The 25,096-nt window shown below is 73.0% G+C and carries 24 protein-coding genes and 1 pseudogene; 20 read left to right on the top strand and 5 right to left on the bottom strand.

Annotated elements, in window-relative coordinates; genetic code table 11:
- Positions 1 to 12: 12 nt before the first annotated feature.
- The 12 genes from pyrE to AB0G79_RS02525 all read left to right on the top strand — a co-directional run bounded on the left by pyrE (position 13) and on the right by AB0G79_RS02525 (position 12,541).
- The gene (pyrE, locus tag AB0G79_RS02470; RefSeq protein WP_360798840.1) at positions 13 to 552 is read left to right on the top strand and encodes an orotate phosphoribosyltransferase; all 540 of its coding nucleotides are present in this window, start codon (positions 13 to 15) and stop codon (positions 550 to 552) included.
- A 221-nt stretch (positions 553 to 773) separates the two neighbouring features.
- A complete protein-coding gene (gene fbaA, locus AB0G79_RS02475; RefSeq protein WP_360798843.1) occupies positions 774 to 1,796 on the top strand; it encodes a class II fructose-bisphosphate aldolase in 1,023 nt (340 codons plus the stop codon).
- A gap of 66 nt (positions 1,797 to 1,862) precedes the next feature.
- Positions 1,863 to 3,089, top strand: a complete 1,227-nt coding sequence (locus AB0G79_RS02480) for a MalY/PatB family protein (protein WP_360798846.1) — start codon at positions 1,863 to 1,865, stop codon at positions 3,087 to 3,089.
- 38 nt (positions 3,090 to 3,127) lie between these two features.
- Positions 3,128 to 4,654, top strand: coding sequence for a DHA2 family efflux MFS transporter permease subunit (locus AB0G79_RS02485; RefSeq protein WP_360798849.1), 1,527 nt, complete (start codon positions 3,128 to 3,130; stop codon positions 4,652 to 4,654).
- A gap of 14 nt (positions 4,655 to 4,668) precedes the next feature.
- Entirely contained in the window at positions 4,669 to 5,082 is a 414-nt protein-coding gene (locus AB0G79_RS02490) for a DUF3151 domain-containing protein (protein ID WP_360798852.1), read from the top strand.
- Between the two features lie 194 nt (positions 5,083 to 5,276).
- Positions 5,277 to 6,080 carry a DUF3152 domain-containing protein gene (locus AB0G79_RS02495; protein WP_360799176.1) on the top strand — a complete coding sequence of 268 codons (804 nt, stop codon included), beginning with the start codon at positions 5,277 to 5,279 and terminating at the stop codon, positions 6,078 to 6,080.
- Positions 6,081 to 6,202: 122 nt separating this feature from the next.
- Positions 6,203 to 7,063: a tryptophan 2,3-dioxygenase family protein gene (locus tag AB0G79_RS02500; protein WP_360798855.1), complete on the top strand. Its 861-nt coding sequence runs from the start codon at positions 6,203 to 6,205 to the stop codon at positions 7,061 to 7,063.
- The gene (kynU, locus tag AB0G79_RS02505) at positions 7,056 to 8,255 is read left to right on the top strand and encodes a kynureninase (RefSeq protein WP_360798858.1); all 1,200 of its coding nucleotides are present in this window, start codon (positions 7,056 to 7,058) and stop codon (positions 8,253 to 8,255) included. The genes AB0G79_RS02500 and kynU overlap by 8 nt, the downstream gene beginning before the upstream one ends.
- A gap of 108 nt (positions 8,256 to 8,363) precedes the next feature.
- The gene (locus AB0G79_RS02510; RefSeq protein ID WP_360798861.1) at positions 8,364 to 9,230 is read left to right on the top strand and encodes an alpha/beta hydrolase; all 867 of its coding nucleotides are present in this window, start codon (positions 8,364 to 8,366) and stop codon (positions 9,228 to 9,230) included.
- 88 nt (positions 9,231 to 9,318) lie between these two features.
- The gene (locus AB0G79_RS02515; protein ID WP_360798864.1) at positions 9,319 to 10,647 is read left to right on the top strand and encodes a histidine kinase; all 1,329 of its coding nucleotides are present in this window, start codon (positions 9,319 to 9,321) and stop codon (positions 10,645 to 10,647) included.
- The gene (locus AB0G79_RS02520; RefSeq protein ID WP_360798867.1) at positions 10,644 to 11,306 is read left to right on the top strand and encodes a response regulator transcription factor; all 663 of its coding nucleotides are present in this window, start codon (positions 10,644 to 10,646) and stop codon (positions 11,304 to 11,306) included. The genes AB0G79_RS02515 and AB0G79_RS02520 overlap by 4 nt, the downstream gene beginning before the upstream one ends.
- 29 nt (positions 11,307 to 11,335) lie before the next feature.
- Entirely contained in the window at positions 11,336 to 12,541 is a 1,206-nt protein-coding gene (locus AB0G79_RS02525) for a cytochrome P450 (RefSeq protein WP_360798870.1), read from the top strand.
- Positions 12,542 to 12,555: 14 nt separating this feature from the next.
- Here the strand turns inward: AB0G79_RS02525 and AB0G79_RS02530 are convergent, their stop codons facing one another.
- Both AB0G79_RS02530 and AB0G79_RS02535 read right to left on the bottom strand, forming a co-directional pair.
- Positions 12,556 to 14,124, bottom strand: coding sequence for an ABC transporter permease (locus tag AB0G79_RS02530; protein WP_360798873.1), 1,569 nt, complete (start codon positions 14,122 to 14,124; stop codon positions 12,556 to 12,558).
- Positions 14,121 to 15,023 carry an ABC transporter ATP-binding protein gene (locus AB0G79_RS02535; protein WP_360798876.1) on the bottom strand — a complete coding sequence of 301 codons (903 nt, stop codon included), beginning with the start codon at positions 15,021 to 15,023 and terminating at the stop codon, positions 14,121 to 14,123. Before AB0G79_RS02535 ends, AB0G79_RS02530 begins: the two co-directional genes overlap by 4 nt.
- Before the next feature lie 64 nt (positions 15,024 to 15,087).
- On the opposite strand from AB0G79_RS02535, the gene AB0G79_RS02540 reads away from it, so the two are divergent.
- Positions 15,088 to 15,591, top strand: coding sequence for a MarR family transcriptional regulator (locus AB0G79_RS02540; protein WP_360798879.1), 504 nt, complete (start codon positions 15,088 to 15,090; stop codon positions 15,589 to 15,591).
- Between the two features lie 43 nt (positions 15,592 to 15,634).
- On the opposite strand, the gene AB0G79_RS02545 is transcribed toward AB0G79_RS02540, so the two are convergent.
- Positions 15,635 to 16,462 carry a diacylglycerol kinase gene (locus tag AB0G79_RS02545; RefSeq protein ID WP_360798882.1) on the bottom strand — a complete coding sequence of 276 codons (828 nt, stop codon included), beginning with the start codon at positions 16,460 to 16,462 and terminating at the stop codon, positions 15,635 to 15,637.
- 143 nt (positions 16,463 to 16,605) lie between these two features.
- On the opposite strand from AB0G79_RS02545, the gene AB0G79_RS02550 reads away from it, so the two are divergent.
- From AB0G79_RS02550 to AB0G79_RS02560, 3 genes are all read left to right on the top strand, one after another.
- A complete protein-coding gene (locus tag AB0G79_RS02550; protein WP_360798885.1) occupies positions 16,606 to 17,889 on the top strand; it encodes an adenylosuccinate synthase in 1,284 nt (427 codons plus the stop codon).
- A gap of 129 nt (positions 17,890 to 18,018) precedes the next feature.
- Complete coding sequence (locus tag AB0G79_RS02555) at positions 18,019 to 18,630, top strand: DUF6232 family protein (protein ID WP_360798888.1); 612 nt, start codon at positions 18,019 to 18,021, stop codon at positions 18,628 to 18,630.
- On the top strand, positions 18,630 to 18,953 hold the full coding sequence (locus AB0G79_RS02560; protein WP_360798891.1) for a hypothetical protein: 324 nt from the start codon (positions 18,630 to 18,632) through the stop codon (positions 18,951 to 18,953). Before AB0G79_RS02555 ends, AB0G79_RS02560 begins: the two co-directional genes overlap by 1 nt.
- Before the next feature lies 1 nt (position 18,954).
- Here the strand turns inward: AB0G79_RS02560 and AB0G79_RS02565 are convergent, their stop codons facing one another.
- Both AB0G79_RS02565 and AB0G79_RS02570 read right to left on the bottom strand, forming a co-directional pair.
- Positions 18,955 to 20,835 carry a serine/threonine-protein kinase gene (locus AB0G79_RS02565; protein WP_360798894.1) on the bottom strand — a complete coding sequence of 627 codons (1,881 nt, stop codon included), beginning with the start codon at positions 20,833 to 20,835 and terminating at the stop codon, positions 18,955 to 18,957.
- A 39-nt stretch (positions 20,836 to 20,874) separates the two neighbouring features.
- A pseudogene (locus AB0G79_RS02570) lies at positions 20,875 to 21,033 on the bottom strand (phosphate ABC transporter substrate-binding protein); the annotation flags it as partial.
- Between the two features lie 135 nt (positions 21,034 to 21,168).
- On the opposite strand from AB0G79_RS02570, the gene AB0G79_RS02575 reads away from it, so the two are divergent.
- From AB0G79_RS02575 to AB0G79_RS02590, 4 genes are all read left to right on the top strand, one after another.
- Positions 21,169 to 22,098, top strand: coding sequence for an NADP-dependent oxidoreductase (locus AB0G79_RS02575; RefSeq protein WP_360798897.1), 930 nt, complete (start codon positions 21,169 to 21,171; stop codon positions 22,096 to 22,098).
- Positions 22,099 to 22,226: 128 nt separating this feature from the next.
- Positions 22,227 to 22,439, top strand: a complete 213-nt coding sequence (locus AB0G79_RS02580) for a hypothetical protein (RefSeq protein WP_360798900.1) — start codon at positions 22,227 to 22,229, stop codon at positions 22,437 to 22,439.
- 247 nt (positions 22,440 to 22,686) lie between these two features.
- Positions 22,687 to 23,526: a VCBS repeat-containing protein gene (locus AB0G79_RS02585; RefSeq protein WP_360798903.1), complete on the top strand. Its 840-nt coding sequence runs from the start codon at positions 22,687 to 22,689 to the stop codon at positions 23,524 to 23,526.
- Between the two features lie 126 nt (positions 23,527 to 23,652).
- Positions 23,653 to 25,020 carry an aspartate aminotransferase family protein gene (locus AB0G79_RS02590; RefSeq protein ID WP_360798906.1) on the top strand — a complete coding sequence of 456 codons (1,368 nt, stop codon included), beginning with the start codon at positions 23,653 to 23,655 and terminating at the stop codon, positions 25,018 to 25,020.
- The last annotated feature ends 76 nt before the right edge of the window (positions 25,021 to 25,096 follow it).

The following is a 25,096-nucleotide window of genomic DNA, read 5'->3' on the forward strand; positions in this document are numbered from 1 at the left end:
AAGCTGCTGACCATGACTGACGTACGCGCTGAGCTGCTCCAGCAGATCAAGGACAAGGCCGTGGTGCACGGCAAGGTGACCCTCTCCTCGGGTCTGGAAGCCGACTACTACATCGACCTGCGCCGGATCACGCTGGACGGCGAGGCCGCGCCGCTGGTGGGTCAGGTCATGCTCGACCTCACCGCCGAGCTCGACTTCGACTGCGTGGGTGGCCTGACGCTCGGCGCCGACCCGGTCGCGACCTCGATGCTGCACGCTTCGGCCGCGCGCGGTCAGCGCCTCGACGCCTTCGTCGTCCGCAAGGCGCAGAAGGCGCACGGCATGCAGCGCCGCATCGAGGGCACGGACGTGAAGGGCCGTCGCTGCCTCGTCGTCGAGGACACCTCGACGACCGGCGGCTCGCCGCTCACCGCCGTCGAGGCCGTCCGCGAGGCGGGCGGCGAGGTCGTCGCCGTCGCCACGATCGTCGACCGGGGCGCGGCCGGCGCCATCGCCGAGGCGGGTCTCCCGTACCTCACGGGCTACCAGCTCGGCGACCTCGGCCTGGCGTAACCGCCGCGAAGTCGTGACTTAGGTCCCGGGACCCGGTTGACACGGTCCTGACCTGCGTATTTGCCGAAGGGCGGGGTGTTTCACGTGAAACACCCCGCCCTTCGTGCTGTCCGGCCCGTGGGAGGTCGGGCGAGAGTCTGAAAGGATGGGGTCGACGATGACGTCGCCCCCAGGTCAGGGACAGCAACGCACACACCCCGCACATCACAAGGAGCGGACGAATGCCCATCGCAACCCCCGAGGTCTACAACGAGATGCTCGACCGGGCGAAGGCTGGCAAGTTCGCCTACCCGGCCATCAACGTGACCTCCTCGCAGACCCTCCACGCCGCTCTGCGCGGCTTCGCGGAGGCCGAGAGCGACGGCATCATCCAGATCTCGACCGGTGGAGCCGAGTTCCTGGGCGGCCAGTACAACAAGGACATGGTCACGGGCGCCGTTGCCCTGGCCGAGTTCGCGCACATCGTCGCCGCGAAGTACGACATCACGGTCGCGCTGCACACCGACCACTGCCCGAAGGACAAGCTGGACGGCTACGTCCGTCCGCTGCTCGAGGTCTCCGCCGAGCGCGTCGCCCGTGGCGAGAACCCGCTGTTCCAGTCGCACATGTGGGACGGCTCCGCCGAGACCCTCTCCGACAACCTGGCCATCGGCCAGGAGCTGCTGGCGAAGGCCGCCGCCGCCAAGATCATCCTTGAGGTCGAGATCACCCCGACCGGTGGCGAGGAGGACGGCGTCAGCCACGAGATCAACGACGAGCTGTACACCACCGTCGACGACGCGATCCGCACCGCCGAGGCCCTGGGCCTGGGCGAGAAGGGCCGCTACCTGCTCGCCGCCTCCTTCGGCAACGTGCACGGCGTCTACAAGCCGGGCAACGTCGTCCTGCGTCCGGAGCTCCTCAAGGACCTCCAGGCCGGTGTCGCCGCGAAGTTCGGCAAGGCCGACCCGTTCGACTTCGTCTTCCACGGCGGCTCGGGCTCCACGGCCGAGGAGATCGCCACCGCGCTGGAGAACGGCGTCGTGAAGATGAACCTCGACACCGACACCCAGTACGCCTTCACCCGCCCGGTCGTGGACCACATGTTCCGCAACTACGACGGTGTCCTGAAGGTCGACGGCGAGGTCGGCACGAAGTCCACCTACGACCCGCGCACGTGGGGCAAGCTGGCCGAGGCCGGCATGGCCGCCCGCGTCACCGAGGCGTGTGCCGCGCTGCGCTCCACCGGCACGAAGCTGAAGTAAGGCCGTAAACGAAGGGCCCGGTACCGCTCAGGTGCCGGGCCCTTCGTCACGTCAGGAGGGACGACCGTGGGGTACGACTTCGACCGCGCCATAGACCGGCACGGCACCGCGTCCGTGCAGTGGGACGGACTCGCGGACCGCCTCGGCGTCCCGGAGCTGCTCCCCTTCACCATCTCCGACATGGACTTCGCCTCCCCGCCGGAGGTCCTCGCCGCGCTCCGCGACCGCGTCGACCACGGCGTCCTCGGCTACACGGACTGGCGGCTCGGCGAGTTCCGCGAGGCGATACGGCACTGGTACGCCACGCGGCACGCGACCGCGATCGACCCGGAGTCCCTGGTCTACGCCCCCTCGGTGCTCTCCCAGCTCTCGCAGCTCCTCCGCATGTGGACCGCACCCGGCGACGGCGTCGTCGTCCACACCCCCACCTACGACGGCTTCCGCAAGGTCGTCACCGGCCTCGGCCGCGAGCTGCGGGGCGTGCCGATCGGCGACCCGGAGGCCCTGGAACGCGAGCTCGCCCGCCCCGACAGCCGGATGCTGCTGCTCTGCTCCCCGCACAACCCGACCGGCCGGGTGTGGACGGAGGAGGAGCTGCTGGCCTTCGCCGAGCTGGCCGAGCGCCACGGCGCGGCCGTCGTCAGCGACGAGATCCACGCCGACTTCGTCACCGAGGGCCACCGGCACGTGCCGTGGACCCGGATCGCCGAAGAGGTCGGGGCGACCGGCCGGGGGCACCGCTGGGCCCTGGTCACCTCCGGCACCAAGGCGTTCAATTTCCCGGCGCTCTCCGGCTCGTACGGGATCGTCGGCGACCCCGACGAGCGGACGGCGTTCATCCGGCGGATGGAGACCGGCGAGGGCCTCGCCTCCCCGGCCGTCCTCTCCCTGACCGCCCACGTCGCCGCGTACCGGCGGGGCGCGCCCTGGCTCGACGCGGCGCGGGCGTACGTCGCCGGCACGATGGAGCGGGCGCGCGAGCGCCTGGCCGATGAGCTGCCGGAGGCCGGCTGGACGCCCCCGCAGGCCGGCTACCTGGCCTGGATCGACCTCAGGCCGCTAGGGATCGACGGCGAGCGGGAGGAGAACCGGCTCCAGGAGGAGCTGGTCGAGGTCGAGAAGGTCGCGGTCATGCCGGGCGGGGTGTACGGGACGCCGGGCTGCGTCCGCCTGAACCTGGGCTGCCCGCGGGCGAAGGCCGAGCGGGGTGTGAACGCGCTGATCAGGGCGGCGAACCGGCTGCGCGACAGGCCCCGGGGCCTGTCCGGCGGATCAGGGTCGGACACGCCCTAGGGGTGCGCACGGCCGCCGTCGCGAGGAGCATGGCAGGCATGGACATCCGGCTGAGCTCCGGGACCGGCCGCTGGATCGTGTTCACGACCGTCCTCGGCTCCGGGATGGCGCTGCTCGACTCCACCGTCGTCAACGTCGCCCTGCCGCACATCGGCGAGGACCTGGACGCCGACCTCGGCGCGCTCCAGTGGACCGTCAACGCCTACATGCTGACCCTCGCGGGGCTGATCCTGCTCGGCGGGGCGCTCGGCGACCGGTACGGGCGGCGGCGGGTGTACGTGGTCGGCGTCGTCTGGTTCGCCCTGGCCTCGCTGCTCTGCGGGCTCGCCCCGAACGCCGGGGTCCTCATCGCGGCCCGCGCCCTCCAGGGCGTCGGCGGGGCCCTGCTGACGCCCGGCTCGCTCGCGCTGATCCAGGCGAGCTTCCACCCCGACGACCGGGCCAGGGCGGTCGGCCTGTGGTCCGGCTTCGGCGGGGTGGGGGCCGCGATCGGGCCGTTCGTCGGCGGCTGGCTGGTGGACGGGCCCGGCTGGCGGTGGGTGTTCTTCCTGAACGTGCCGCTCGCCGCGATCTGCGTGCCGGTGGCGCTGCGGCACGTGCCCGAGTCGCGGGACGAGACCGCCCACGGCCGCTTCGACGTCCTCGGCGCGGTCCTGGGCGCGGCGGCGCTCGGCCTCGTGACGTACGCGCTGATCGGCGCGGCCTGGTGGGCCGGGGTCGCGGGGGTGGTCCTCGGGGCCGGGTTCGTGGTGGTGGAGCGGCGGCGCGGGGAGCGCGCGATGGCGCCGCCGTCGCTGTTCCGCTCGCGGACGTTCACGGCCGTCAACCTGGTGACCCTCTGCGTGTACGCGGCGTTCGGCGGGTTCTTCTTCCTGGCCGCGCTCCAGCTCCAGGTGGTCTCCGGCTACTCCGCGCTCGGCGCCGGCACGGCCCTGCTGCCGACGACCGTGCTCATGCTGCTGCTCTCGGCGAAGTCGGGCGAGCTGGGGGAGCGGATCGGCCCCCGGATCCCGCTCACGGTGGGTCCGCTGCTGTGCGCCGCCGGGATGCTCCTCATGATGCGGGTCGGTCCCGGCGCCTCGTACGCACGGGACGTGCTGCCCGCGCTCCTGGTGCTCGGGCTCGGCATGACGGCCCTGGTCGCGCCGCTGACGGCGACCGTCCTGTCCTCCGTGGACGTGACCAGGGCGGGGTTGGCGAGCGGCATCAACAACGCGGCGGCCCGGGCGGCCGGCCTCCTCGCGGTGGCGGCGCTGCCGCTGCTCGCCGGGATGGGCCCGGAGACGTACCGCTCGGCGGCGGAGTTCGACGCGGCCTTCGACCGGGCGATGCCGATGTGCGCGGGCATTCTCGCGGTGGGCGCGGCCCTGGCCTGGACGACGATGCGGGCCCCGGCGGCGGCGGACTGCCACCCGGAGTGCCGGGTGCACTGCGGGGTGACGTCGCCGCCGCTGGACCCGGGGGAGCGGGCGGCGCCGGGTGACGGGGGAGGCCAGGGGGAGCGGGCGGCGCCGGGTGACGGGGGAGGCCAGGGGGAGCGGGGAGGCCCGGGGGCGGCCCCCTGAGGCAGACTGGCCCCATGGCCATCCACGAGAACCTCCTGGGGGGACCGGCCCCCACCCACCTGCCCGACGACCCGGGTCCGCGCGAGCTCCTCGCGAACGGCACGGCCCCCGCGGACGTCGCCGCGAAGTACCCGACCTCCTCGCTCGCCTGGGCGCGTCTCGCCGACGACGCCTTCGAGGGCGGCCGGGTCGTCGAGTCGTACGCGTACGCCCGTACCGGCTACCACCGAGGCCTCGACGCCCTGCGCCGCAGCGGCTGGAAGGGCCACGGTCCGGTGCCGTGGGAGCACGAGCCGAACCGCGGCTTCCTGCGCGCGCTGCACGCCCTCGCCCGGGCCGCCGAGGCGATCGGCGAGAAGGAGGAGTACGAGCGCTGCTCGACCTTCCTGCGCGACTCCTCGGAGACCGCGGCCGAGACGCTGGGCTGAACCGCCCGCCCGCCTCGGAGTGCGCTCCGGACGCCCCTTCCCTCCGCACGGGGGGAAGGGGCGTCCGGCGTCGCCGGTACGATCCCCGGGACCGCAGGACGCGAGGGGGGAGTGCCGTGGGAAGGCGTGCCGCACCCGCAGGACGGCGGGGAAGCCGGAAGAAACGCAGCTCGGGAGCGCGCCTCGTGCTGCCCATGCTGGTCCTGACCGTGCTCTCGCTCGGCGGGGGCGCGGCGCTCGCGCATTTCAACGGGACGGCGGCGACGGAGGCGGGGGCGGCTCCCGCGGCCCCGCGGGTGACGCCCGACGTGACGGAGTCGGAGGCGCCGGCCGCCCCGAAGCCGACCCCGACGCCCAAGCCCACCAAGCCGAAGCCGAAGCCCACGCCGAAGAGGACCACGGCCGCTCCCAAGCCGAGGAAGACGACGGTCCCGCAGTCCGGCGCCGGCACCTTCACCACCGCGCGGGCCGCCGGCGACGTGGTCGGTGAGAGCGGCACCCTGCGCCGCTACCGGGTCGCGGTCGAGGACGGCGTCGACCTGTCGGCGCGCGAGACGGCCGCCGAGATCCAGGCGATCCTGGACCATCCGCGCGGCTGGGCCGCGCACGGCCGGGGCCGTTTCCAGCTGGTGTCGGAGAACGCCGACTTCGTGATCAGGATCGCGACCCCGGACACGGCGGACGCGCTCTGCCTCAAGCAGGGCCTCCGCACGCACGGCGAGCTGAACTGCGAGACCTCCGAGGGGGTCGTGGTGAACCTCAAGCGGTGGATGCTGGGCTCGCCGACCTTCGCGGGGGAGCCGGCGGAGTACCGGCACCTGATCATCAACCACGAGGTCGGGCACGAGATCGGCATCAGGACCCACATGGGCTGCCCGGGTCCGGGCAGGCTCGCCCCCGCGATGATGCAGCAGATCAAGGGCCTGAACGGCTGTCGTTCGAACGCTTTTCCGTATGGCGAAGACGGGAGCTACATCACGGGGCCGATCGTGTCATGATGCGGATGGGACGGCGCGCGACGGAGCACGCCTCCCGAGGGGACCGGAGCTCCCGTGACGCGAGAGAGCGCGTGCGCGGTGGAGCGGACCGCTACCCGGTAACCCGTATCGAGGAGACAGAAATGTCGACCTTCCAAGGTTCCCCCGATGCCTCCGGAACCGGATCGGCCGCCGACGCGCCGAACCTGGACTTCGCGGGCACCACGCCGTACGAGGACTACGTCCAGGCGGACGTCCTGACCCACCTCCAGCACCTCCGCTCGGACGACCCCGGCGAGATGGTCTTCCTGGTCACCACCCAGGTCATGGAGCTGTGGTTCACGGTGATCGTCCACGAGTGGGAGACCGCGGGCCGTGCCCTGCGCGAGGACCGCGTCCCCGTCGCGATGGACGCCCTCAAGCGCTCGGTCCGCGAGCTGGAGGCCCTGAACCACTCCTGGCGTCCGCTGGCCCAGCTCACCCCCGGCCAGTTCAACGCCTACCGCGCCGCGCTCGGCGAGGGCTCCGGCTTCCAGTCGGCCATGTACCGGCGGATGGAGTTCCTCCTCGGCGAGAAGGCCGCCTCCATGCTCGTCCCGCACCGGGGCGCGCCCCGCGTCCACGCGGAGCTGGAGAAGGCGCTCCACGAGCCGAGCCTCTACGACGAGGTCCTCGGCCTCCTCGCCCGGCGCGGCCTGCCCGTGCCGGCGTCCGTCCTCACCCGCGACCTCTCCCAGCGGTACGAGCCGTCGCCGGCCGTCGAGGCGGTCTGGGCCGGGATCTACGCGGACGCCGACCAGAACGGCGAGCTGGTCCGCCTCGGCGAGGCGCTCAGCGACGTCGCCGAACTGGTCTGGCGATGGCGCAACGACCACCTCGTGGCGACCCGGCGCGCGATGGGCTCGAAGACCGGCACCGGCGGCTCGGCGGGCGTGGCCTGGCTGGAGAAGCGGGCGCAGAAGAACGTGTTCCCCGAGCTGTGGACGGCGCGCAGCCATGTCTGACCTCGAACAGCGGGCACGTGACCTCGACGCCGCCGACGGACTCGCCGCGCACCGCGCGAAGTTCGCCCTGGAGGACGGCGCCGTCTACCTCGACGGCAACTCCCTCGGTGCGCTCCCCGCGCACGTCCCGGCCAGGATGGCCGACGTCATCACCCGTGAGTGGGGCGAGCTGCGCATCCGCTCCTGGGGCGAGTCCGGCTGGTGGACCGCGCCGGAGCGGATCGGCGACCGCATAGCCCCGATCGTCGGCGCCGCGCCCGGCCGGATCGTGGTCGGCGACTCGACGAGCGTGAACGTCTTCAAGGCGGTCGTCGCGGCGGCCCGCCTGGCCGGCGGGGGACGGGACGAGATCCTCGTCGACGCGACGACCTTTCCCACGGACGGGTACATCGCGGCGTCCGCCGCGCGCATGACGGGTCACACCCTCGTGCCCCTCGACCCGGCGGACATGGCGGACGCGGTGAGCGACCGCACGGCGCTCGCGCTCGTCAACCACGTCGACTACCGCACGGGTCGTCTCCAGGACCTGCCCGGCATCACCGCCGCGCTCCACGCGGCGGGCGCGCTCGCCGTCTGGGACCTGTGCCACAGCGCGGGCGCGCTGCCGGTCGGCCTGGACGCGCACGGCGTGGACCTCGCGGTCGGCTGCACGTACAAGTACCTGAACGGCGGCCCGGGTTCACCCGCGTACCTCTACGTGGCCGAGCGCCACCAGGGTGCCTTCGACTCGCCGCTGCCGGGCTGGAACTCGCACGCGGACCCGTTCGGCATGACCTCCGGGTACGAGGCGGCGGACGGCGCCCTGCGCGGCCGGGTCGGCACCCCCGACATCCTCTCCATGCTGGCCCTCGAATCGGCGCTCGACGTCTGGGACGGGGTCGCGATCGAGGACGTCCGGGCGAAGTCGCTGGCGCTCACGGACTTCTTCCTGGAGTGCGTGGCGGCGTACGTCCCCGAGGGCGCGGTCGCCTCGGTGACACCGGCGGAGCACGGGGAGCGCGGCAGCCAGGTCGCCCTGTCCTGCGCGAACGCCCCGGCGGTGATGGACGAGCTGATCCGGCGCGGGGTCGTGGGCGACCTCCGCCGCCCGGACATCCTGCGGTTCGGCTTCACACCGCTGTACGTCGGCTTCGCGGACGCGGAGCGGGCGGCCCGGACCCTGGCGGAGGTCCTGGCGGAGACCGCCCGGTAGGTCTGATGATCACCCGACCTGCGGGGGCGGCGGTCCTGGTACCGTCCGTCCCCGCAGGTCAGGTCTGGTCGGACCAATCCGGCCGCGTACCCGAGAGGTTGGAACAGCATGCCGGACCCCGCCGCGCGCGATGCCGCCGAAGAGGCGTCCGCCTTCTCGCACCCGGCCGTCGCCCCGGACGCCACCGCCGCGTACGGCGACCACCCGGACCAGGTGATCGACTTCTACGCGCCGCGTGACGACGGCGCGGCCAGGGTCCCGCTCGTCGTCGTCCTGCACGGGGGCGCCTGGCGGGCGCCGTACGACCGGCAGCACATCACCCCCTTCGCGGACTTCCTGGCCCGGCGCGGCTTCGCCGTGGCCAACGTCGAGTACCGGCGCGGCGGCGACATCCCCCATCAGGGCGGCACGGCCCCGGTGGCCGGCCGCTGGCCGGAGACCTTCGACGACGTGGCGGCGGCCCTCGACGCCGTACCGGAGCTCGCGGCCCGGCACCTGCCCCGGGCCGACACCGGCCGCATGGTCCTGACGGGCCACTCGGCCGGCGGCCACCTGGCCCTCTGGGCCGCCGCCCGGCACGTCCTCCCGGCCGGCTCCCCCTGGCGCCTGGACTCCCCGCCCCCGCTGCGCGGTGTCGTCGCCCTCGCCCCCATCGCCCACTTCGAACGGGCGGTGGAACTGGGCGTCTGCGGCGGCGCGGTCACCCAGCTCCTGGGCGCGGAGTACGAGGCCCGTGCCCCGCACGCCGACCCGGCCCTCCTCCTCCCCACCGGCATCGCGACGACGATCGTCCAGGGCCGCGAGGACGTCGTCGTCCCCCACGCGGTGGCGGAGGCGTACGCGGAGGCGTCGGCGAAGGCGGGCGAGGAGGCCGGCCTGACGCTCCTGGAGGAGGTCGGCCACTTCCCGCTGATCGACCCGTCGGCGGACGCGTGCGCGGTGGCGGCGGAGGAGCTCACCCAGCTCGCCTGGTAGCCCGCCCCGGGGCCCGTCCGTAGTCCTCAAGGAGGACGCCGCAGGATCCGCACGGAGCCGGACGACCCCCGGACCCCCCACCCGTACGGTGGGGGGCGTGACTCAGACACAGGCCGCCGCCACCCCCGATCCGAGCCGCAGCCCCGAGTTCCGCCTGGTGCAGGTGGCACTCGGCGGTCTGCGCCAGGAGCTGTTCCACGACGCGTTCGCGTACCGCCCGCTGGCACGGATGGACACGGAGAGCGGACTCGTCGCCCGCCTGCCGCAGCGGATACGGCAGTACGCGGGGCTGCTGCCGCACGCGATCGTGGCGGGCGCGGCGTTCATCGTCTTCTTCATCGGATACGAGCGGGCCCGGCACTACGGGCTCCCCGGGCTCTTCGCCGCCTGTGTGCCGCCCGCGATCGTCCTCATGACCCTGATCCGGCCGGTCCTCGCCTTCTGGGCCTCGCTCGTCTCGGTCCCCTTCATCTCGGCCAGCGGCGACTTCTGGGGCGGCTGGCCCTGGGCCGCGAACTCCTTCGCCACCCACCTCGTCGTCCTCACGGTCGTCGCAGCCCGCACCAACCCCCGTACGGCGGGCTGGATGTGGATCGGCACCGCCGGGTACGCCCTGTTCGCCGAGATGTTCCTCGGGGTGGGGCACGGCTCCGACTCCGCCCCCCTCCTCTTCGTCTCCGCCCTCTCCCTCCTCACCGTCACCCTGATCCAGACCCGCCGCCAGGCCGCCCGCGACGTCACCGCCCAGCAGACCGTCACGGCCCAGGAGATCTCCAAGCGGACCGTCCTGGAGGAGCGGACGACGATCGCGCGGGAGCTGCACGACGTCGTCGCCCACCACATGTCGGTGGTCGCGATCCAGGCCGAGGCCGCCCCGTACCGCGTCGAGAACCCGCCGCCGGAGCTGGAGCAGGCCTTCCTGACCATCCGGGAGAACGCCGTCGCCGCGCTCACCGAGCTCCGCCGCATCCTCGGCGTCGTCCGCGCCGAGGACTACGAGGCCCCCGACGCGCCGCAGCCGACCCTCGGCGACCTCGACACGCTCGTACGGAACGTCTCCGAGGCCGGCCTCGTCGTCGAGAAGACCGTCACCGGCTCGGTCCGCGAGCTGCCGCAGGGCGTCGAGCTCTCCGCGTACCGGATCGTCCAGGAGGCCCTGTCGAACGTCCTCCGGCACGCGCCCGGCGCGGCGGCCAAGGTCGAGGTCAGCTACGTCCTCGGCGGGCTCGGGCTCCGCGTCGCCAACGGCCCGGCCCGAGGCCTGGCGAAGCCGTCCCCCGGCGCCGGTCACGGCATCACCGGCATGCACGAGCGGGTCGCCATGCTCGGCGGCGAGATGACGGCCGAGGAGACCCCCGACGGCGGGTACGAGGTCGCGGTGTTCATCCCGGTGAGCCGTGAGGCGGCCGAGCAGTGATCCGCGTCCTGATCGTCGACGACCAGATGATGGTCCGCGAGGGCTTCTCCGTCCTCCTCGGCGCGATGCCGGACATCGAGGTCGTCGGCGAGGCCGTCAACGGCCGCGAGGCCGTCGCCCAGGTCGGCGCCCTCCACCCCGACGTCGTCCTCATGGACATCCGCATGCCCGAGATGAACGGCATCGACGCCACCCGCGAGATCGTCGCGGCCGACGCCGACGCGAAGGTCCTCGTCCTCACCACCTTCGACCTCGACGAGTACGTCTACCAGGCGCTGCGCGCGGGAGCCTCCGGGTTCCTCCTCAAGGACGCCTCGGCGCGCCAACTCGCCGAAGGCGTGCGGGTCGTCGCCGCCGGGGAGGCGCTCCTCGCGCCGACCGTCACGAAGCGGCTCATCACCGAGTTCGCGAAGGCCCCGGGCACCTCGCTGAAGCCGCCCGCCATGACCCAGCTGGGCGAGCTGACGGAGCGGGAGACGGAGGTCCTCGTCCTCATCGCGCAGGGCCTGTCCAACGTCGAGATCGCGGAGCACCTCGTCGTCGCCGAGTCGACCATCAAGACCCATGTCAGCCGCATCCTGGTGAAGTTGGGGCTCCGCGACCGCACGCAGGCGGCGGTGTTCGCGTACGAGACGGGGCTGGTACGCGTCGGGGGGTGAACGGGCGGGCGCGGCGGTAGCGTCCGGTCATGGAACCTGCCGACGTCTACGACCCCTGGTCCCCCTCCTTCGTCGCCGACCCCTATCCCGCCTACGCGCACCTCCGCGCCGCCGGCCGCGCCCACTGGCACGGGCCCACCCGCCAGTGGCTGGTCCCGCACTACGAGGACGTCTCCGCGCTCCTGCGGGACCGGCGCCTCGGTCGGACGTACACCCACCGGTTCACGCACGAGGAGTTCGGGCGCGAGGCGCCGCCCGCCGCGTACGAGCCGTTCCACACGCTCAACGACCACGGCCTCCTCGACCTGGAGGCGGGCGACCACACCCGCATCCGGCGGCTGGTCTCGAAGGCGTTCACGCCGAGGACGGTGGAGCGTCTCGCGCCGACGGTACGGAGTCTGGCGGCCGGCCTCGTCGGGGAGCTGGTCGCGGCGGGCGGCGGCGACCTCCAGGCGGTCGTCGCCGAGCCCCTGCCCGTCGCCGTCATCGCCGAGATGCTCGGCGTCCCCGCCGACGACGAGGAGCGGGGCCGGCTGCGGCCCTGGTCGGCGGCGATCTGCGGGATGTTCGAGCTGAACCCCTCGGAGGAGACGGCGCGGCTCGCGGTCCGGGCCTCGATCGAGTTCTCCGACTACCTGCGGGAGCTGATCGCCCGCCGGCGGAAGGAGCCGGGGGACGACCTGATCTCGGCGCTCGTCGGGGTGGGGGAGCTCACGGAGCAGGAGATGATCTCCACCTGCGTCCTGCTCCTCAACGCGGGCCACGAGGCCACCGTGAACACGACGGTCAACGGTATGTGGACGCTGCTCCGGCACTCCGTGCGTCCGGACGTCGGTGCCGGTCCCGAAAAGTTGTCCACAGCTGTGGAAGAACTTCTGCGCTACGACACCCCGCTCCAGATGTTCGAACGCTGGGTCCTCGACGACATCGAGGTCGGCGGCGTCAGGATCCCGCGCGGCTCCGAGGTGGCGCTCCTCTTCGGCTCCGCCAACCGCGACCCCGCCCGCTTCGGCCCGACCGCCGACACCCTCGACCTCACCCGCGCCGACAACCCCCACATCACCTTCGGCGCGGGCATCCACTACTGCCTCGGCGCCCCGCTCGCCCGCCTCGAACTGGAGGCGGTGTTCGGGGAGCTGCTGCGCCAAGCCCCCGGCCTGCGGCTCGTGGAGGAGCCGGTGCGCAGGCCGGGGTACGTGATCCGGGGCTTCGAGCGACTGCTCGTCGAGGTCTGAAGCCGACACACTGCCTAGAGCTGTACGTCCCTGCGGCGCACGGCCACCAGCCCGCCCGCGACCAGGGCCGCCGCCAGCGCGGTCAGGGTCAGGGCCGGGCCCCACACCATGTCCTGCCCCGGCAGCTTCGGCAGGTGCCCGAAGGGGGAGAGGTCCAGGACCGCCTGCGGCAGGTCGAGCGCCGGACCGATCCAGCCGAGCGCCAGGCAGACCCCGGCCACGCCCCACGCGGCGGGTGCGGCCTTCGGGACCGCGCCCCACAGCAGGACCGCGAGCCCGGCGAGCGTCCACACGGCCGGGAGCTGCGCGAGCGAGGCGCCGAGCAGCGGGCCGAGGCCGCTCCCGTGGGAGAGGGCGAGGCCGAGCCCGGCGAGGGCCAGGATCAGGGCCGAGCCGCCGAAGGCGACGAGGAGGTGGCCGGTGGCCCAGCGGATCCGGCCGAGGGACCCGGCGAGGAGCGGTTCGGCGCGGCCGGACGTCTCCTCGCCGTGGGCCCGCAGGACGGAACCGACCGCGAAGAGGGCGGCGATCATCCCGAAGAGGGAGACCATCGTGGCGAGGAAGGCGTTCGTCAGGCCGTGCGCGCCGCCCATCCGCTCGAAGATCTCGCGGGCCTGCGCGTTGTCGCCGACGATGTCCGCCGCGCCCGCCGCCATCCCGCCGAAGACGAGCCCGCCGAACAGGAAGCCGAGCGACCAGCCGAGCAGGGCGCCGCGCTGGAGCCGCCAGGCGAGCGCCCCCGCCGAGGCGAGCCGCCCCTCCGCCGGTCCCGGCCGGGTCGCGAGGAAGCTCGCGCCGACGTCGCGGCGCGCGGTCAGCCCGTACGCCACCGCCGTCTGGACCATGACGGCCCCGGCGATCAGGAGCAGCACCCACCAGCGCTCGCCCGCGAAGGCGCGGACGTTCTCGGCCCAGCCGAGGGGCGAGAGCCACGTGAGGACCGAGTCCCCGGAGGCCGTGCCGGCGTCCCCGGCGGCGCGCAGGACGAAGGCGAGGCCGAGGGCGGCGGCCGCGAGGCCACGGGCGAGCCGGGCGCTCTCGGTGAACTGGGCGGTGACGGCGGCGAGGGTCGCGAAGACCATGCCGGTGCCGCCGACGGCGAGGCCGAGGGCGAGCGCCCCGGCCGCGCCCTGGCCGGCGAGGCCCGCCGACACGATGAGGGCGATCGCGGTGTTGAGCGCGAGCGCCGCGAGGAGGGCGGCGGTGAGCGGGGCGCGGCGGCCGACGGCCCCGGCGGAGAGCAGCTCCTGACGGCCCGTCTCCTCCTCGTCCCGGGTGTGGCGGACGACGACGAGCAGGCTCGCGATGGCGGCGAGGACGGCGGCGAAGGTGGAGAAGCGCCAGGCGACGAGCCCGCCGAGGGAGTCGGAGAAGACGGGGCCGTAGAAGGAGCGCATGGAGCTGTTCGCGGTCATGGAGGCCGCGAGCTCGGCGCGCTCGGCGGCCGTTCCGTACAGCCCTTCGAGGGAGCCGGCGCCGCTGGCGACGAGTCCGCCGGTGACGAGCGCCCAGACGGGGATCATGACCCGGTCGCGGCGGAGGGCGAGCCGGGCGAGCGTGCCGGTGCCTGTGGTGGTGTTCATGACGAGGCCGCCTCGTCCGCGTAGTGGCGGAGGAAGAGCTCCTCCAGGGTGGGCGGGGTGGAGGTCAGGCTCCGGACGCCGGACCCGGTCAGGGACCGCAGGACGGCGTCGAGCTTGTCGGTGTCGACCTGGAGCCGTACCCGCCGGCCGGTGACGGCGAGGTCGTGGACGCCGGGGAGGCCGGCGAGCCCGTTCGGCGCGGAGGCGAGTTCGGCGGTGACGCTGGTACGGGTCAGGTGGCGGAGCTCCGCGAGGGAACCGGACTCCACGGTCCGCCCCTTGCGCACGATGCTCACCCGGTCGCAGAGCACCTCGACCTCGCCGAGGATGTGCGAGGACAGGAGCACGGTCGTGCCGCGCTCGCGCGCCTCGGTGACGCAGGACCGGAAGACCTCCTCCATCAGCGGGTCGAGGCCGCTGGTCGGCTCGTCGAGGACGAGCAGGTCGACGTCGGAGGCGAAGGCGGCGACGAGGGCGACCTTCTGGCGGTTGCCCTTGGAGTAGGTGCGGCCCTTCTTGGTGGGGTCGAGCTCGAAGCGCTCGATGAGCTCGGCGCGCCGGGCCCGGTCGAGGGGGCCGTTGCCGCGCAGCCGGCCGAAGAGGTCGATGACCTCGCCGCCGGAGAGGTTCCGCCAGAGGGTGACGTCACCGGGGACGTACGCGATCCGGCGGTGCAGCTCGACGGCGTCCCGCCAGGGGTCGCGGCCGAGGACGGCGGCGGAGCCGGAGTCGGGCCGCAGGAGGCCGAGGAGGACCCGGATGGCGGTGGACTTCCCGGCGCCGTTGGGGCCGAGGAAGCCGTGGACCTCGCCGGTCTCGACGGTGAGGTCGAGGCCGTCGAGCGCGTGGGTGCGGCCGAAGGACTTGTGGAGTCCGGCGACGCTGATTGCCTTCGTCATGATTCTGAACGTACGGTAGTTTCACAAATTTGTGAAGTTAAGGAACCGTATAAAGTCAGGTGTCATGAGCAGCAGCAGCGAGAACGGACACGACCGCTTCGTCGAGCGCTTCGCCGGCGAGATGACCGAAGCCGGCATGCAGCGCATGGCGGCCCGTGTCTTCGCCGCGCTCCTCGCCTCCGAGACGGCCTCGATGACCTCCGCCGAGCTCGCCGAACAGCTCCGCGTCAGCCCGGCGGCCGTCTCCGGCGCGATCCGCTACCTCACCCAGGTCTCGATGGTCAGCCGCGAGCGCGACCCGGGCACCCGCCGCGAGCGGTACGTGCTCCACAACGAGCTCTGGTACGAGACCTTCACCCGCCGCGACCAGATCCTGGTCCGCTGGGAGAAGGTCCTCCGGGACGGCGCGGAGACCCTGGGCCCGGACACGGCGGCGGGCGCGCGGACGGCCGAGACGGCGGACTTCTTCGCGTTCCTCCAGACGGAGATGGCGAGCATCATGGAACGCTGGCGGGCGCACAAGCAGGCCCAGCGCACTCAGGCGGAGGAGTCGTCCCCCACGGGCTGACCCCGGCGGGCGGGAGACCGAAGGCCAGGGCCTGCCCGGCGGATCATGGCCGGGGGTTCTGGAGCGCCCCCTCCTCCCGGGGAAGCGTCAGCCCCCACGCCCCCGCCCGGACCGTCCACGTCCGCCGTCGCACCGGCCCCGTGACGCGGCCGTCCGCGCGGTAGCGGAAGTCCGGGCCCGAGACCGTGAGGGTGTGGGCGGTGCCGTGGCGGGGCGGGGCGGCGGACGGGTGGACCGTGACCTCCGCCGTACCGGCGACCGAGCGGACCGAGACGGCCTCCACCGGGGCGTCGACGTCGGCGAGGAGCACCCCGTCGGCCTCCACCCGGAGCCGGTGGGCGCGGACCGCCAGGGCCGTCGGCGCCGGGCGGACCAGGGTGCGGACCAGGGAGCGGCAGGTCCCCCAGACGGACGAGGTCGGCGCGGCGAGGGAGCGGACCGCAGCCGGGACGACGAGGTCGCCGAGGACGACGCCGTCGCTGTCGTCGACGAGCAGGTCGAGCCGGCGCACGGCCCCGTCGAGGACCGTCCGTGCCGCCGCCGGGACGGCGTGCGGCACGCCGAGCGCGTGGGCGAGTTCCAGCGCGTCCGGCGCGCCGATCGGGACGAGGGCGAGGGCCCGCTCGGAGGGGTCGCGCTCGCGGTGGAGCTGCGCCACCGCGCGGAGCAGCGCGCGGTCGTCGCCGAGCACCACGGGGCGGCGCGCGCCCCGCCGGGCAAGGGCCCGGGAGAATTCCTCGGGGCCGTCCGGCAGGCAGATCTTCGTCTTCGCGCCCGCCGACAGCACATCCTTCGCGATCCGCACGGACTCGCCGTCGTTTCGGCGGGCGACCGGGTCGACGATGACCAGCAGCTGGTCGTGATCCGACACCTCGGTCCTTCCTCGGGTAGCATCTTTGTGCAAGAGCCCCTTGCGCTATTGCGCCAGGGGCTTCGTCTATTCCGGGGCACACCGGTGAGGCGGCGTACGCGCCCTGACCTTGGACATGCCCCACCCGGAAGGGGTGTACGCCTGTGCCCGCACTTGTGCTGCTCGGTGCTCAGTGGGGTGACGAGGGCAAGGGAAAGGCCACCGACCTGCTCGGTGGCTCCGTTGACTATGTAGTGCGTTACCAGGGCGGCAACAACGCCGGCCACACCGTCGTCGTCGGCGACCAGAAGTACGCGCTGCATCTTCTCCCTTCCGGAATCCTCTCACCGGGGTGCACCCCGGTGATCGGAAACGGTGTCGTCGTCGACCCGGCGGTCCTGCTCTCCGAGCTGAGCGGACTGAACGAGCGCGGCGTCGACACGTCGAAGCTCCTGATCAGCGGTAACGCTCACGTGATCACGCCGTACAACGTCACCCTCGACAAGGTGACGGAACGGTTCCTCGGCAAGCGCAAGATCGGCACCACGGGCCGCGGCATCGGCCCGACCTACGCCGACAAGATCAACCGCGTCGGCGTCCGGATCCAGGACCTGTACGACGAGTCGATCCTCACGCAGAAGGTCGAGGCGGCGCTGGAGGGCAAGAACCAGCTGCTCGCCAAGCTCTACAACCGCCGTGCGATCGAGGCGGAGCAGATCGTCGAGGAGCTGCTCCAGTACGCCGACCAGATCAAGCCGTACGTGGCCGACACGACGCTGATCCTCAACAACGCGCTCGACGAGGACAAGGTCGTGCTCTTCGAGGGCGGCCAGGGCACCCTGCTCGACGTCGACCACGGCACGTACCCCTTCGTCACCTCCTCGAACCCGACCGCGGGCGGCGCCTGCACCGGCACCGGCGTGGGCCCGACGAAGATCAGCCGGGTCATCGGCATCCTCAAGGCGTACACGACCCGTGTCGGTGCCGGCCCGTTCCCGACCGAGCTCTTCGACGCCGACGGCGAGGCGCTGCGCCGCATCGGCGGCGAGCGCGGTGTCACCACCGGCCGTGACCGTCGCTGCGGCTGGTTCGACGCGGTCATCGCCCGCTACGCGACCCGCGTGAACGGCCTGACGGACTTCTTCCTCACCAAGCTCGACGTGCTGACGGGCTGGGAGGAGATCCCGGTCTGCGTCGCGTACGAGATCGACGGCAAGCGCGTCGAGGAGCTGCCCTACTCGCAGAGCGACTTCCACCACGCGAAGCCGATCTACGAGACGCTGCCGGGCTGGTCCGAGGACATCACCAAGGCCAAGACCTTCTCCGACCTGCCGAAGAACGCGCAGGCGTACGTGAAGGCCCTGGAGGAGATGTCGGGCGCCCCGATCTCCGCGATCGGCGTCGGCCCCGGCCGCACCGAGACGATCGAGATCAACTCCTTCCTCTAAGAGGTACGGGCCAGGGGCCCGCGCCCGGCGAACGAGCCGGGCGCGGGCCCCTCGCCGTAGCCGCTCCCGTGCCCCCATAGGCTTGAACTCCCCTTGTGGGGCTGGTGGTTCGGGTGGGTAATGGCGGGCATGGCATCCCATGGAGCGACACCGCCCGTACCGCCGAGACCGCCCAAGCCGCCCGCCCAGCCGACCGCCACCCCGGCGCCCCCGCCGAGCGAAGGCCTCGTCATCAGCAAGCGGCTGCTGTGGGTGCACGGCGGCGCGTACCCGCTGGAGAACATCGTCCGGGTCCACACGTTCGTGCTCACCCCCCGGCGCGCCCAGGCGGTCGGCCGGTTCCTCAAGCGGGCCGGGATCACGGCCGCCGTCATCTGGCTCTGCCTGTTCATCGCGGACGGGCCGGCGACCGACTCGGACATGGAGAGCGTCACGGCGCTCGCCCTGCTGGTCGGGGTCGGCCTGCTGGTCTACTACTTCTCCGACATGGCCTCCGTGGCCTTCGCCGCGGATCACCACGTCCTCGCCGTCGAGACGAACGGCCGGTCCACGGCCCTGGTCACCGGCAAGCGCGAGTACCTGGAGGGACTCGTCCGCGAGATCGCCGAGGCGATCGACGAGCCGAACGCCCAGCTCACCGCCTGGGTGGGCGCGCTGAACATCACCAACTACGACAACTACTACTTCGGCGACTCCGTGAACATGTACGGCGGCACCGGAAACACCGGGGTGAGCAAGTGATGGCCGGAGACCACTTCCACGGCGACGTCGTGAACATGCACGGCGGTTCGGGCAACCAGGGCATCGTCCACCACCATCACGCCTCGCCCGACATCGAAGGGCAGCTGGAGCAGATCCGCGCCCTGGTCGAGACCCTGCGGGCCCAGGTGGACCCCGACTCCGCCGACGACCTCGGCAGCGCCTCGGCCGCCCTCGCCGTCCCGGAGGCCCGCCGCGGCGGCCTCGTGGCGCTCCGTACGCTCGCCGCGGACCTCGGCACCATCGGCCAGCCCCTCCTGGACGCGATCCGGATCGCCTTCGAGCTCCTCGGGCGGGCGGTCTGAATCAGTCGCGGACGAAGTCGACCGGTTCGCCGTCCGCCTGCATCCCGTACAGCTGGAGCAGCTCCTTGCCCTTGTACCGGGTGATGCGCAGGTTGCCGGAGCCGTTCGCGACGCACTCCGGGTCCCAGGTGTCGGGGTCGCGGGACTCCGGGCCGAGGACGACGAGGGTGCCCGCGCCCGCCACGATCGCCGTGGTGGCGCAGCGGACGTCCCCGGACAGGTAGTTCCCCTCGTCGTCCGTGCGCGGGTACGACTGCTCGAAGCGCGCGAGCGACGCGCCCGCGGGGCCCTGGGTGATCGTCAGGCGGTAGACGAAGCGGTCGGGGTCGGGCTGGAGGACGGCGTCCGGATTCTGCTTCCACCCGCCGACGAAGGCGGCGGGCACGATGTTCGCCCCCGCCTTCGCCCGCTGGAAGGTGCCCTTGGCGACGCCGGAGACCCACTCGACGACGTCGGTCGACCGCAGCCGGAGGGTCTGGCGCCCGGCCGGGGTGCAGCGCTCTGCGGGCACGCTCTCGGTGATCTCGGCCTCGCCGAGGACGAGCTCGCCGTCGGTGGCGGAGAGCAGCGGCGCCCGGCCGATGCACAGCTGGTCGCCGGTGACGTGGGTGTAGACGGCGGTCCTGGCGCCCGCGGGCCCCTGGGTGATCTCGATCCGCCGGGTCTCGTACGGGACGTCCGCAGTCCCCCTGAGGACGCCCTCCCAGGCGCCGACGAAGGAGGCCGGGACGATCCCGGCGGCCTTGCCGTCGGCCTTCGCGCCGGCGGTCGTCCGGCCGCTGTCGCCGCCGCCGCCCCTCGGCCAGTACACCCACCCGGCCGTGCCCGCCGCCGCGAGGACGAGCGCGGTGGCCGCGGCGACGAGGGCGGTACGGCCCCGGCGACGCGGCCGGGAGGGGGCAGCGGCGGCGGTGGTGCCGTGGGGCGGCGCTGACGGGGGAGGGGTGTCGGACGAGCCGGTCTCGTGCGTCTCCGACGACGCCTCGGCGTACCCCTCCGCCTCCAGCAGCCGTGCCGCGTGCCGGCCGAGCCGGGCGAGGACGTCCGCCGGGAGCCACGGGTCGGCGACCGGGAGGGTCTCCGCGATCTCCGCCGCCGTCGGCCGCGCCGCCGGGTCCTTCGCCAGGCAGGCCCGGATGAGCCCGGTGAGCTCCGGGGCGAGGTCCGTCAGGTCGGGCTCGTCGTGCGCGATGCGGAACATCTGGGCGTGGACGCCGCTGTCCGCCGTACCGAACGGGGAGCGCCCGGTCGCCGCGTACGCGAGAACCGAGCCGAGGCAGAAGACGTCCGACGCGGGCGTCACCCGTTCCCCGCGGACCTGCTCGGGCGACATGAAGCCGGGCGATCCGACGACCGCGCCGGTGGTGGTCAGGCCGCCGCCCTCGGCGACGGTGTCGACGGCGCGGGCGATGCCGAAGTCGATGAGCCGGGGCCCGTCGACGGTCAGCAGGACGTTGCCCGGCTTGAGGTCGCGGTGGACGAGCCCGGCCTCGTGGATGTGGACGAGGGCGCGCGCGAGCCCGGAGGCGAGGGTCTTCACGGTCGCGGGCGGCAGCGGCCCGTACTCGTCCTGGACGACGGACCGCAGCGAGGGCCCGGGGACGTAGCCGATGGCCACCCACGGCGCCTCGGCGGAGGTGTCCGAGCCGAGGACGGGCGCGGTGCCGGTCCCGCCGACGCGTTCCAGCGCGGCGACCTCGCGCGCGAAGCGGAGCCGGAACTCCTCCTGGGCGGCGAGCTCCGCGTGCACCACCTTCACGGCGACGGTCCGGCCCCCGGCCGAACGCGCGAGGAAGACCCGCCCCATCCCGCCCACCCCGAGACGGCCGATGAGTCGGAACGGGCCGATGCCGACCGGGTCTTCCGCGTTCAATGGCTCCACGGGGTGAGAGCATGCCAGACCGTCCGTGAACCGTCTCCGTCAGCCGCCTCCGCGGATCCTCCGTCCCTTCGGGGTGGAGCACGGGAGATGGCCGTGGGTGAGGACGACGTCCTGCCCGCCGCCGCGGAGCAGGTACGTCAGGAAGCTCGACGTGAGGGAGTCGTCCGGCGGCATGCCCCAGGTGTACGCGTACACGATGGCGCCCGGGGCCCTGGCGTGCCCTCGGTGAAGCCGCGCCAGGAGGCGGCCCCGGGCGGCTCATCCGGGGTTGCCCGGCCGTTTCGGGCGTGGGTGTAATGGCCGGGAGGGGGCCTTCATACGAGGAGTACTCCCATGCGCGTCGTCGAAGTGCCCGCTGTCGGCGGACCCGAGGTCCTCCGGATGTCCCGTCGCCCCGACCCGGAGATCGGGGACGTTCCCGGCAGGGTGCGGGTACGGCTCAAGGCGGCCGGCGTGAACCAGGCGGACCTGAGGATCCGCTCCGGCGGTTTCGCCCCCGGCGACGTCTCCCCGCCCTTCGTCCTCGGCATCGACTTCGCCGGTACGCTCCTCGACCCCGCGCCCGGCCTCCCCGAGGGCACCCGGGTGGCCGGGTTCATCCCCTGGGGCCGGGAGGGGACCGGCCAGGGCAGCTACGCCGAGATGATCCTCGCCGAACCCGACTGGCTCGCCCCGGTCCCCGACGACGTCGACTTCACGACGGCGGCCTCGGTGCCGGTCTCCTCGCTCGTCGCCGCGCAGGCCGTCGACCTCCTGGACCTGCCGCCCGGCTCCTCCGTCCTGATCACCGGGGCGGGCGGGGTCGTCGGCTGGTTCGCGGTCCAGCACGCGGTCGCCGCCGGGCACCGGGTCGTGGCCCTCGGCGGCGACGAGTCCGACCTGCGGCACATCGGTGCCGAGGCGGTCATCCCGCGCGGTGCGCCGGAGGACGTGATCACGGCGGTCCTCGGCTTCGCCCCCGAGCGCGTCGACGGCGTCATCGACACCGCCCTGATCGGCGACCCGCTGCTTCCCGCCGTGCGCGACGGCGGCGTCTTCGTCCCGGCGACGGTCGAGCGCATGCCGACGGCGGAGCGCGGCATCAGGGTCGTGGTGGTCGAGGCGGAGCCGGACAGCGCCCGCCTCAAGCGGATGCTGGAACAGGTGGCGGCCCGGGAGCTCGCCACGCGCATGGCTGACGTGCTCCCCCTGGAGGAGGCCGCCGAGGCCCACCGGAGGGCGGAGGCGGGCCACCGCCCCGGCCGGATCGTCCTGATGATCTGACCTTCCCCTGATCCGACCATCCTCCGATCCGATCCTCCCCTGATCCGGCCTTCCCCTGATCCGACCTTCGCGCTGATCTGACCTTTCCGCCGACCGGTACCTCGGATGGGGGGCCTCGTTACCCAGGCATGACCTCACCCCAGCGTGTTCTCACCGCTCTGGCCCTCGCGGCCACCGCCATCGGCCTCGGCGCGGGCGCCGCTGCCGCCGACCCCCTGGCGGGCGCCACCGGACTCCTCGGCCCGGTGACCGGCGCCGCCTCCCAGGCCGACTCGCCGCTGAGCGGCGCCACGGGCGACGCGCTGGGCGGCGTCACCTCGTCGCTCCCGCTGCCCCTGTAGATCCCCCCGCGGGGGGTGCGGCCATCGGTCGGCCGCGACCCCCTTCACCAACGGCGCGTCCTCTTCCGGTTTCACCCCTGTTCCCGGAGAGGGCGCGCTTTCCCGTGCCGTCTCCCTTGGTCTTCGCGCCCTCTTCGCCCTCTGTTTCCCTCGCCGAAACCCGTCGCGATCAGGTCGAACGCGTGTGGCAAGATGCCCGCTACCGGCGGCCCGTGTCGTGTGCCGCCGACGATTCCAGGGGGCCTTCATGAAGCTTTCCCGCGCGCTCAAGGGCGCCTTCGTCGCCACGGCCGTCGCGACCGCGACCGCGACCGTGGCCGGCACCGCCTCGGCCGCGGAGTCGGCGACCCAGCCGACCTTCCCGATGTACGGCGTCCACAAGACGTCGAACGACCTCCGCGTGTGGTTCCCCACCGCCACCGGCTATCTCCAGGGCGAGACGTTCGACTACGACTTCTCCACCGTCGCCGACGTCATCTCCGCCGACAACGACGGCGACGGTTACCCGGAGGCCGACTGGACCCTCTACAAGAGCGGCCGGCTGGAGTTCTACTCGACCAACGGGACCGCCGAGGACCCGACCGTCGTCGGCTCGGGCTGGAACACGTACAAGACGGTCCTGTCGCCCGGCAACATCGGAGGCGCCAAGGAGGCCGACCTCATCGGCTTCGACAAGTACGGCGTGCTGTACAGCTACCTCGGGTACCCGACCGGCAAGCTCACCCCCCGCGTGCGGGTCGGCGGCGGCTGGAACGTGTACGACCAGATCGCGGGCCAGGGCGACCTGACCGGTGACGGCAAGCCGGACATCGTCGCCAAGGAGAAGTCGACCGGCTTCCTCTACCTCTACAAGGGCACGGGCGACTACAAGGCCCCGTTCGCCCCCCGGCAGAAGGTCGGCGGCGGCTGGAACGCGTACGACCGCCTGATCTCCCTCGGTGACATCAACGAGGACGGGAAGCCGGACCTGCTCGCCCGGAAGCCCACGGGCGCCCTGATGCGCTACAACGGCACGGGCGTCGCCGGAGGCGCGTTCAAGCCGCCGGTCCAGATCGGCTCCGGGTACCAGTCGTACAACCTGCTGTAGTACCTCCGCACGGCACGGACGCCCGCTCCCGCGAGGGGGCGGGCGGCAACGTGTCGGGTCCGCCACGGTCTCGGTGGACAAGATGGTCATAGCCCGCCCCACCTGCGGTTCTCTACCCTGCCTCGCATGACCCCTCATGTCGCCGCACCCGATCCCCAGGCCGGCGCGGCCGTCAAGGCCGCCGACCGCGCGCACGTCTTCCACTCCTGGTCCGCCCAGGGTCTGATCGACCCGCTCGCCGTCGCCGGCGCCGAGGGCTCGTACTTCTGGGACTACGACGGAAACCGCTACCTCGACTTCACCAGCGGTCTCGTCTACACGAACATCGGCTACCAGCACCCGAAGGTCGTCGCCGCGATCCAGGAGCAGGCCGCGAAGCTCGCGACCTTCGCGCCCGCCTTCGCCGTGGAGCCCCGCTCCGAGGCCGCGCGGCTCATCGCCGAGCGCACCCCGGGCGACCTGGACAAGATCTTCTTCACCAACGGCGGCGCCGAGGCGAACGAGAACGCGGTCCGCATGGCCCGGCTGCACACCGGCCGCACGAAGGTGCTCTCTGCCTACCGCTCGTACCACGGTGCCACCTCCACCGCGATCAACCTGACCGGTGACCCGCGCCGCTGGCCCTCCGACACGGCCTCCGCCGGCGTCGTGCACTTCTGGGCGCCGTTCCTCTACCGCTCGCCCTTCTACTCCGCCACCGAGGCGGAGGAGAGCCAGCGCGCCCTCCAGCACCTCGAGGACACCATCGCCTTCGAGGGCCCGGCGACGATCGCCGCGATCATCCTGGAGACCGTGCCCGGCACCGCCGGCATCATGATCCCGCCGCCCGGCTACCTCAAGGGCGTCCGCGAGATCTGCGACAAGTACGGCATCGTCCTCATCCTCGACGAGGTCATGTCCGGCTTCGGCCGCACCGGCAAGTGGTTCGCCTCCGAGCACTTCGACGTCGTGCCCGACCTGCTGACCTTCGCGAAGGGCGTCAACTCCGGCTACGTGCCGCTCGGTGGCGTCGCCATCAGCGCCGAGATCGCCGCGACCTTCGACAAGCGCCCCTACCCCGGCGGCCTGACCTACTCCGGTCACCCGCTGGCCTGCGCCGCCGCCGTCGCCACCATCCACGTGATGGAGGACGAGAAGGTCGTCGAGAACGCCGCCCACATCGGCGAGAACGTCCTCGGCCCCGGCCTGCGCGAGCTCGCCGAGCGCCACCCGTCCGTCGGCGACGTCCGCGGCCTGGGCGTCTTCTGGGCGCTGGAGCTCGTGAAGGACCGCGAGACCCGCGAGCCGCTCGTGCCGTACAACGCGGCCGGCGAGGCCGCCGCGCCGATGGGCGCCCTGGGCGCCGCGGCGAAGAAGAACGGCCTGTGGCCCTTCATCAACATGAACCGCACGCACGCGGTCCCCGCCTGCAACGTCTCCGAGGCGGAGGCCAAGGAGGGCCTGGCGGCCCTGGACGCGGCGCTGTCGGTGGCGGACGAGTACACGACCGCGTAACCGCAGCGGTACGGCGCGGTGCTCCGCGGTACCGCGCGGCACTCCGCGTACCACAGGGAACCTCCCCGGTACGGCG

It is taken from the genome of Streptomyces sp. NPDC020807 (genome assembly GCF_040641575.1).
GTDB lineage: Bacteria > Actinomycetota > Actinomycetes > Streptomycetales > Streptomycetaceae > Streptomyces.

Excerpts from the sequence above, each read along its gene's own strand:
- kynU (WP_360798858.1), top strand. The coding sequence starts at position 7,056 with ATGTCTGACCTCGAACAGCGGGCACGTGACCTCGACGCCGCCGACGGA.
- AB0G79_RS02560 (WP_360798891.1), top strand. The coding sequence starts at position 18,630 with ATGGCCGGAGACCACTTCCACGGCGACGTCGTGAACATGCACGGCGGT.
- AB0G79_RS02510 (WP_360798861.1), top strand. The coding sequence starts at position 8,364 with ATGCCGGACCCCGCCGCGCGCGATGCCGCCGAAGAGGCGTCCGCCTTC.
- pyrE (WP_360798840.1), top strand. The coding sequence starts at position 13 with ATGACTGACGTACGCGCTGAGCTGCTCCAGCAGATCAAGGACAAGGCC.
- AB0G79_RS02540 (WP_360798879.1), top strand. The coding sequence starts at position 15,088 with ATGAGCAGCAGCAGCGAGAACGGACACGACCGCTTCGTCGAGCGCTTC.
- AB0G79_RS02525 (WP_360798870.1), top strand. The coding sequence starts at position 11,336 with ATGGAACCTGCCGACGTCTACGACCCCTGGTCCCCCTCCTTCGTCGCC.
- AB0G79_RS02495 (WP_360799176.1), top strand. The coding sequence starts at position 5,277 with ATGCTGGTCCTGACCGTGCTCTCGCTCGGCGGGGGCGCGGCGCTCGCG.
- AB0G79_RS02580 (WP_360798900.1), top strand. The coding sequence starts at position 22,227 with ATGACCTCACCCCAGCGTGTTCTCACCGCTCTGGCCCTCGCGGCCACC.
- AB0G79_RS02575 (WP_360798897.1), top strand. The coding sequence starts at position 21,169 with ATGCGCGTCGTCGAAGTGCCCGCTGTCGGCGGACCCGAGGTCCTCCGG.
- AB0G79_RS02585 (WP_360798903.1), top strand. The coding sequence starts at position 22,687 with ATGAAGCTTTCCCGCGCGCTCAAGGGCGCCTTCGTCGCCACGGCCGTC.
- AB0G79_RS02490 (WP_360798852.1), top strand. The coding sequence starts at position 4,669 with ATGGCCATCCACGAGAACCTCCTGGGGGGACCGGCCCCCACCCACCTG.
- AB0G79_RS02500 (WP_360798855.1), top strand. The coding sequence starts at position 6,203 with ATGTCGACCTTCCAAGGTTCCCCCGATGCCTCCGGAACCGGATCGGCC.
- fbaA (WP_360798843.1), top strand. The coding sequence starts at position 774 with ATGCCCATCGCAACCCCCGAGGTCTACAACGAGATGCTCGACCGGGCG.
- AB0G79_RS02555 (WP_360798888.1), top strand. The coding sequence starts at position 18,019 with ATGGCATCCCATGGAGCGACACCGCCCGTACCGCCGAGACCGCCCAAG.
- AB0G79_RS02530 (WP_360798873.1), bottom strand. The coding sequence starts at position 14,124 with ATGAACACCACCACAGGCACCGGCACGCTCGCCCGGCTCGCCCTCCGC.
- AB0G79_RS02485 (WP_360798849.1), top strand. The coding sequence starts at position 3,128 with ATGGACATCCGGCTGAGCTCCGGGACCGGCCGCTGGATCGTGTTCACG.
- AB0G79_RS02590 (WP_360798906.1), top strand. The coding sequence starts at position 23,653 with ATGACCCCTCATGTCGCCGCACCCGATCCCCAGGCCGGCGCGGCCGTC.
- AB0G79_RS02535 (WP_360798876.1), bottom strand. The coding sequence starts at position 15,023 with ATGACGAAGGCAATCAGCGTCGCCGGACTCCACAAGTCCTTCGGCCGC.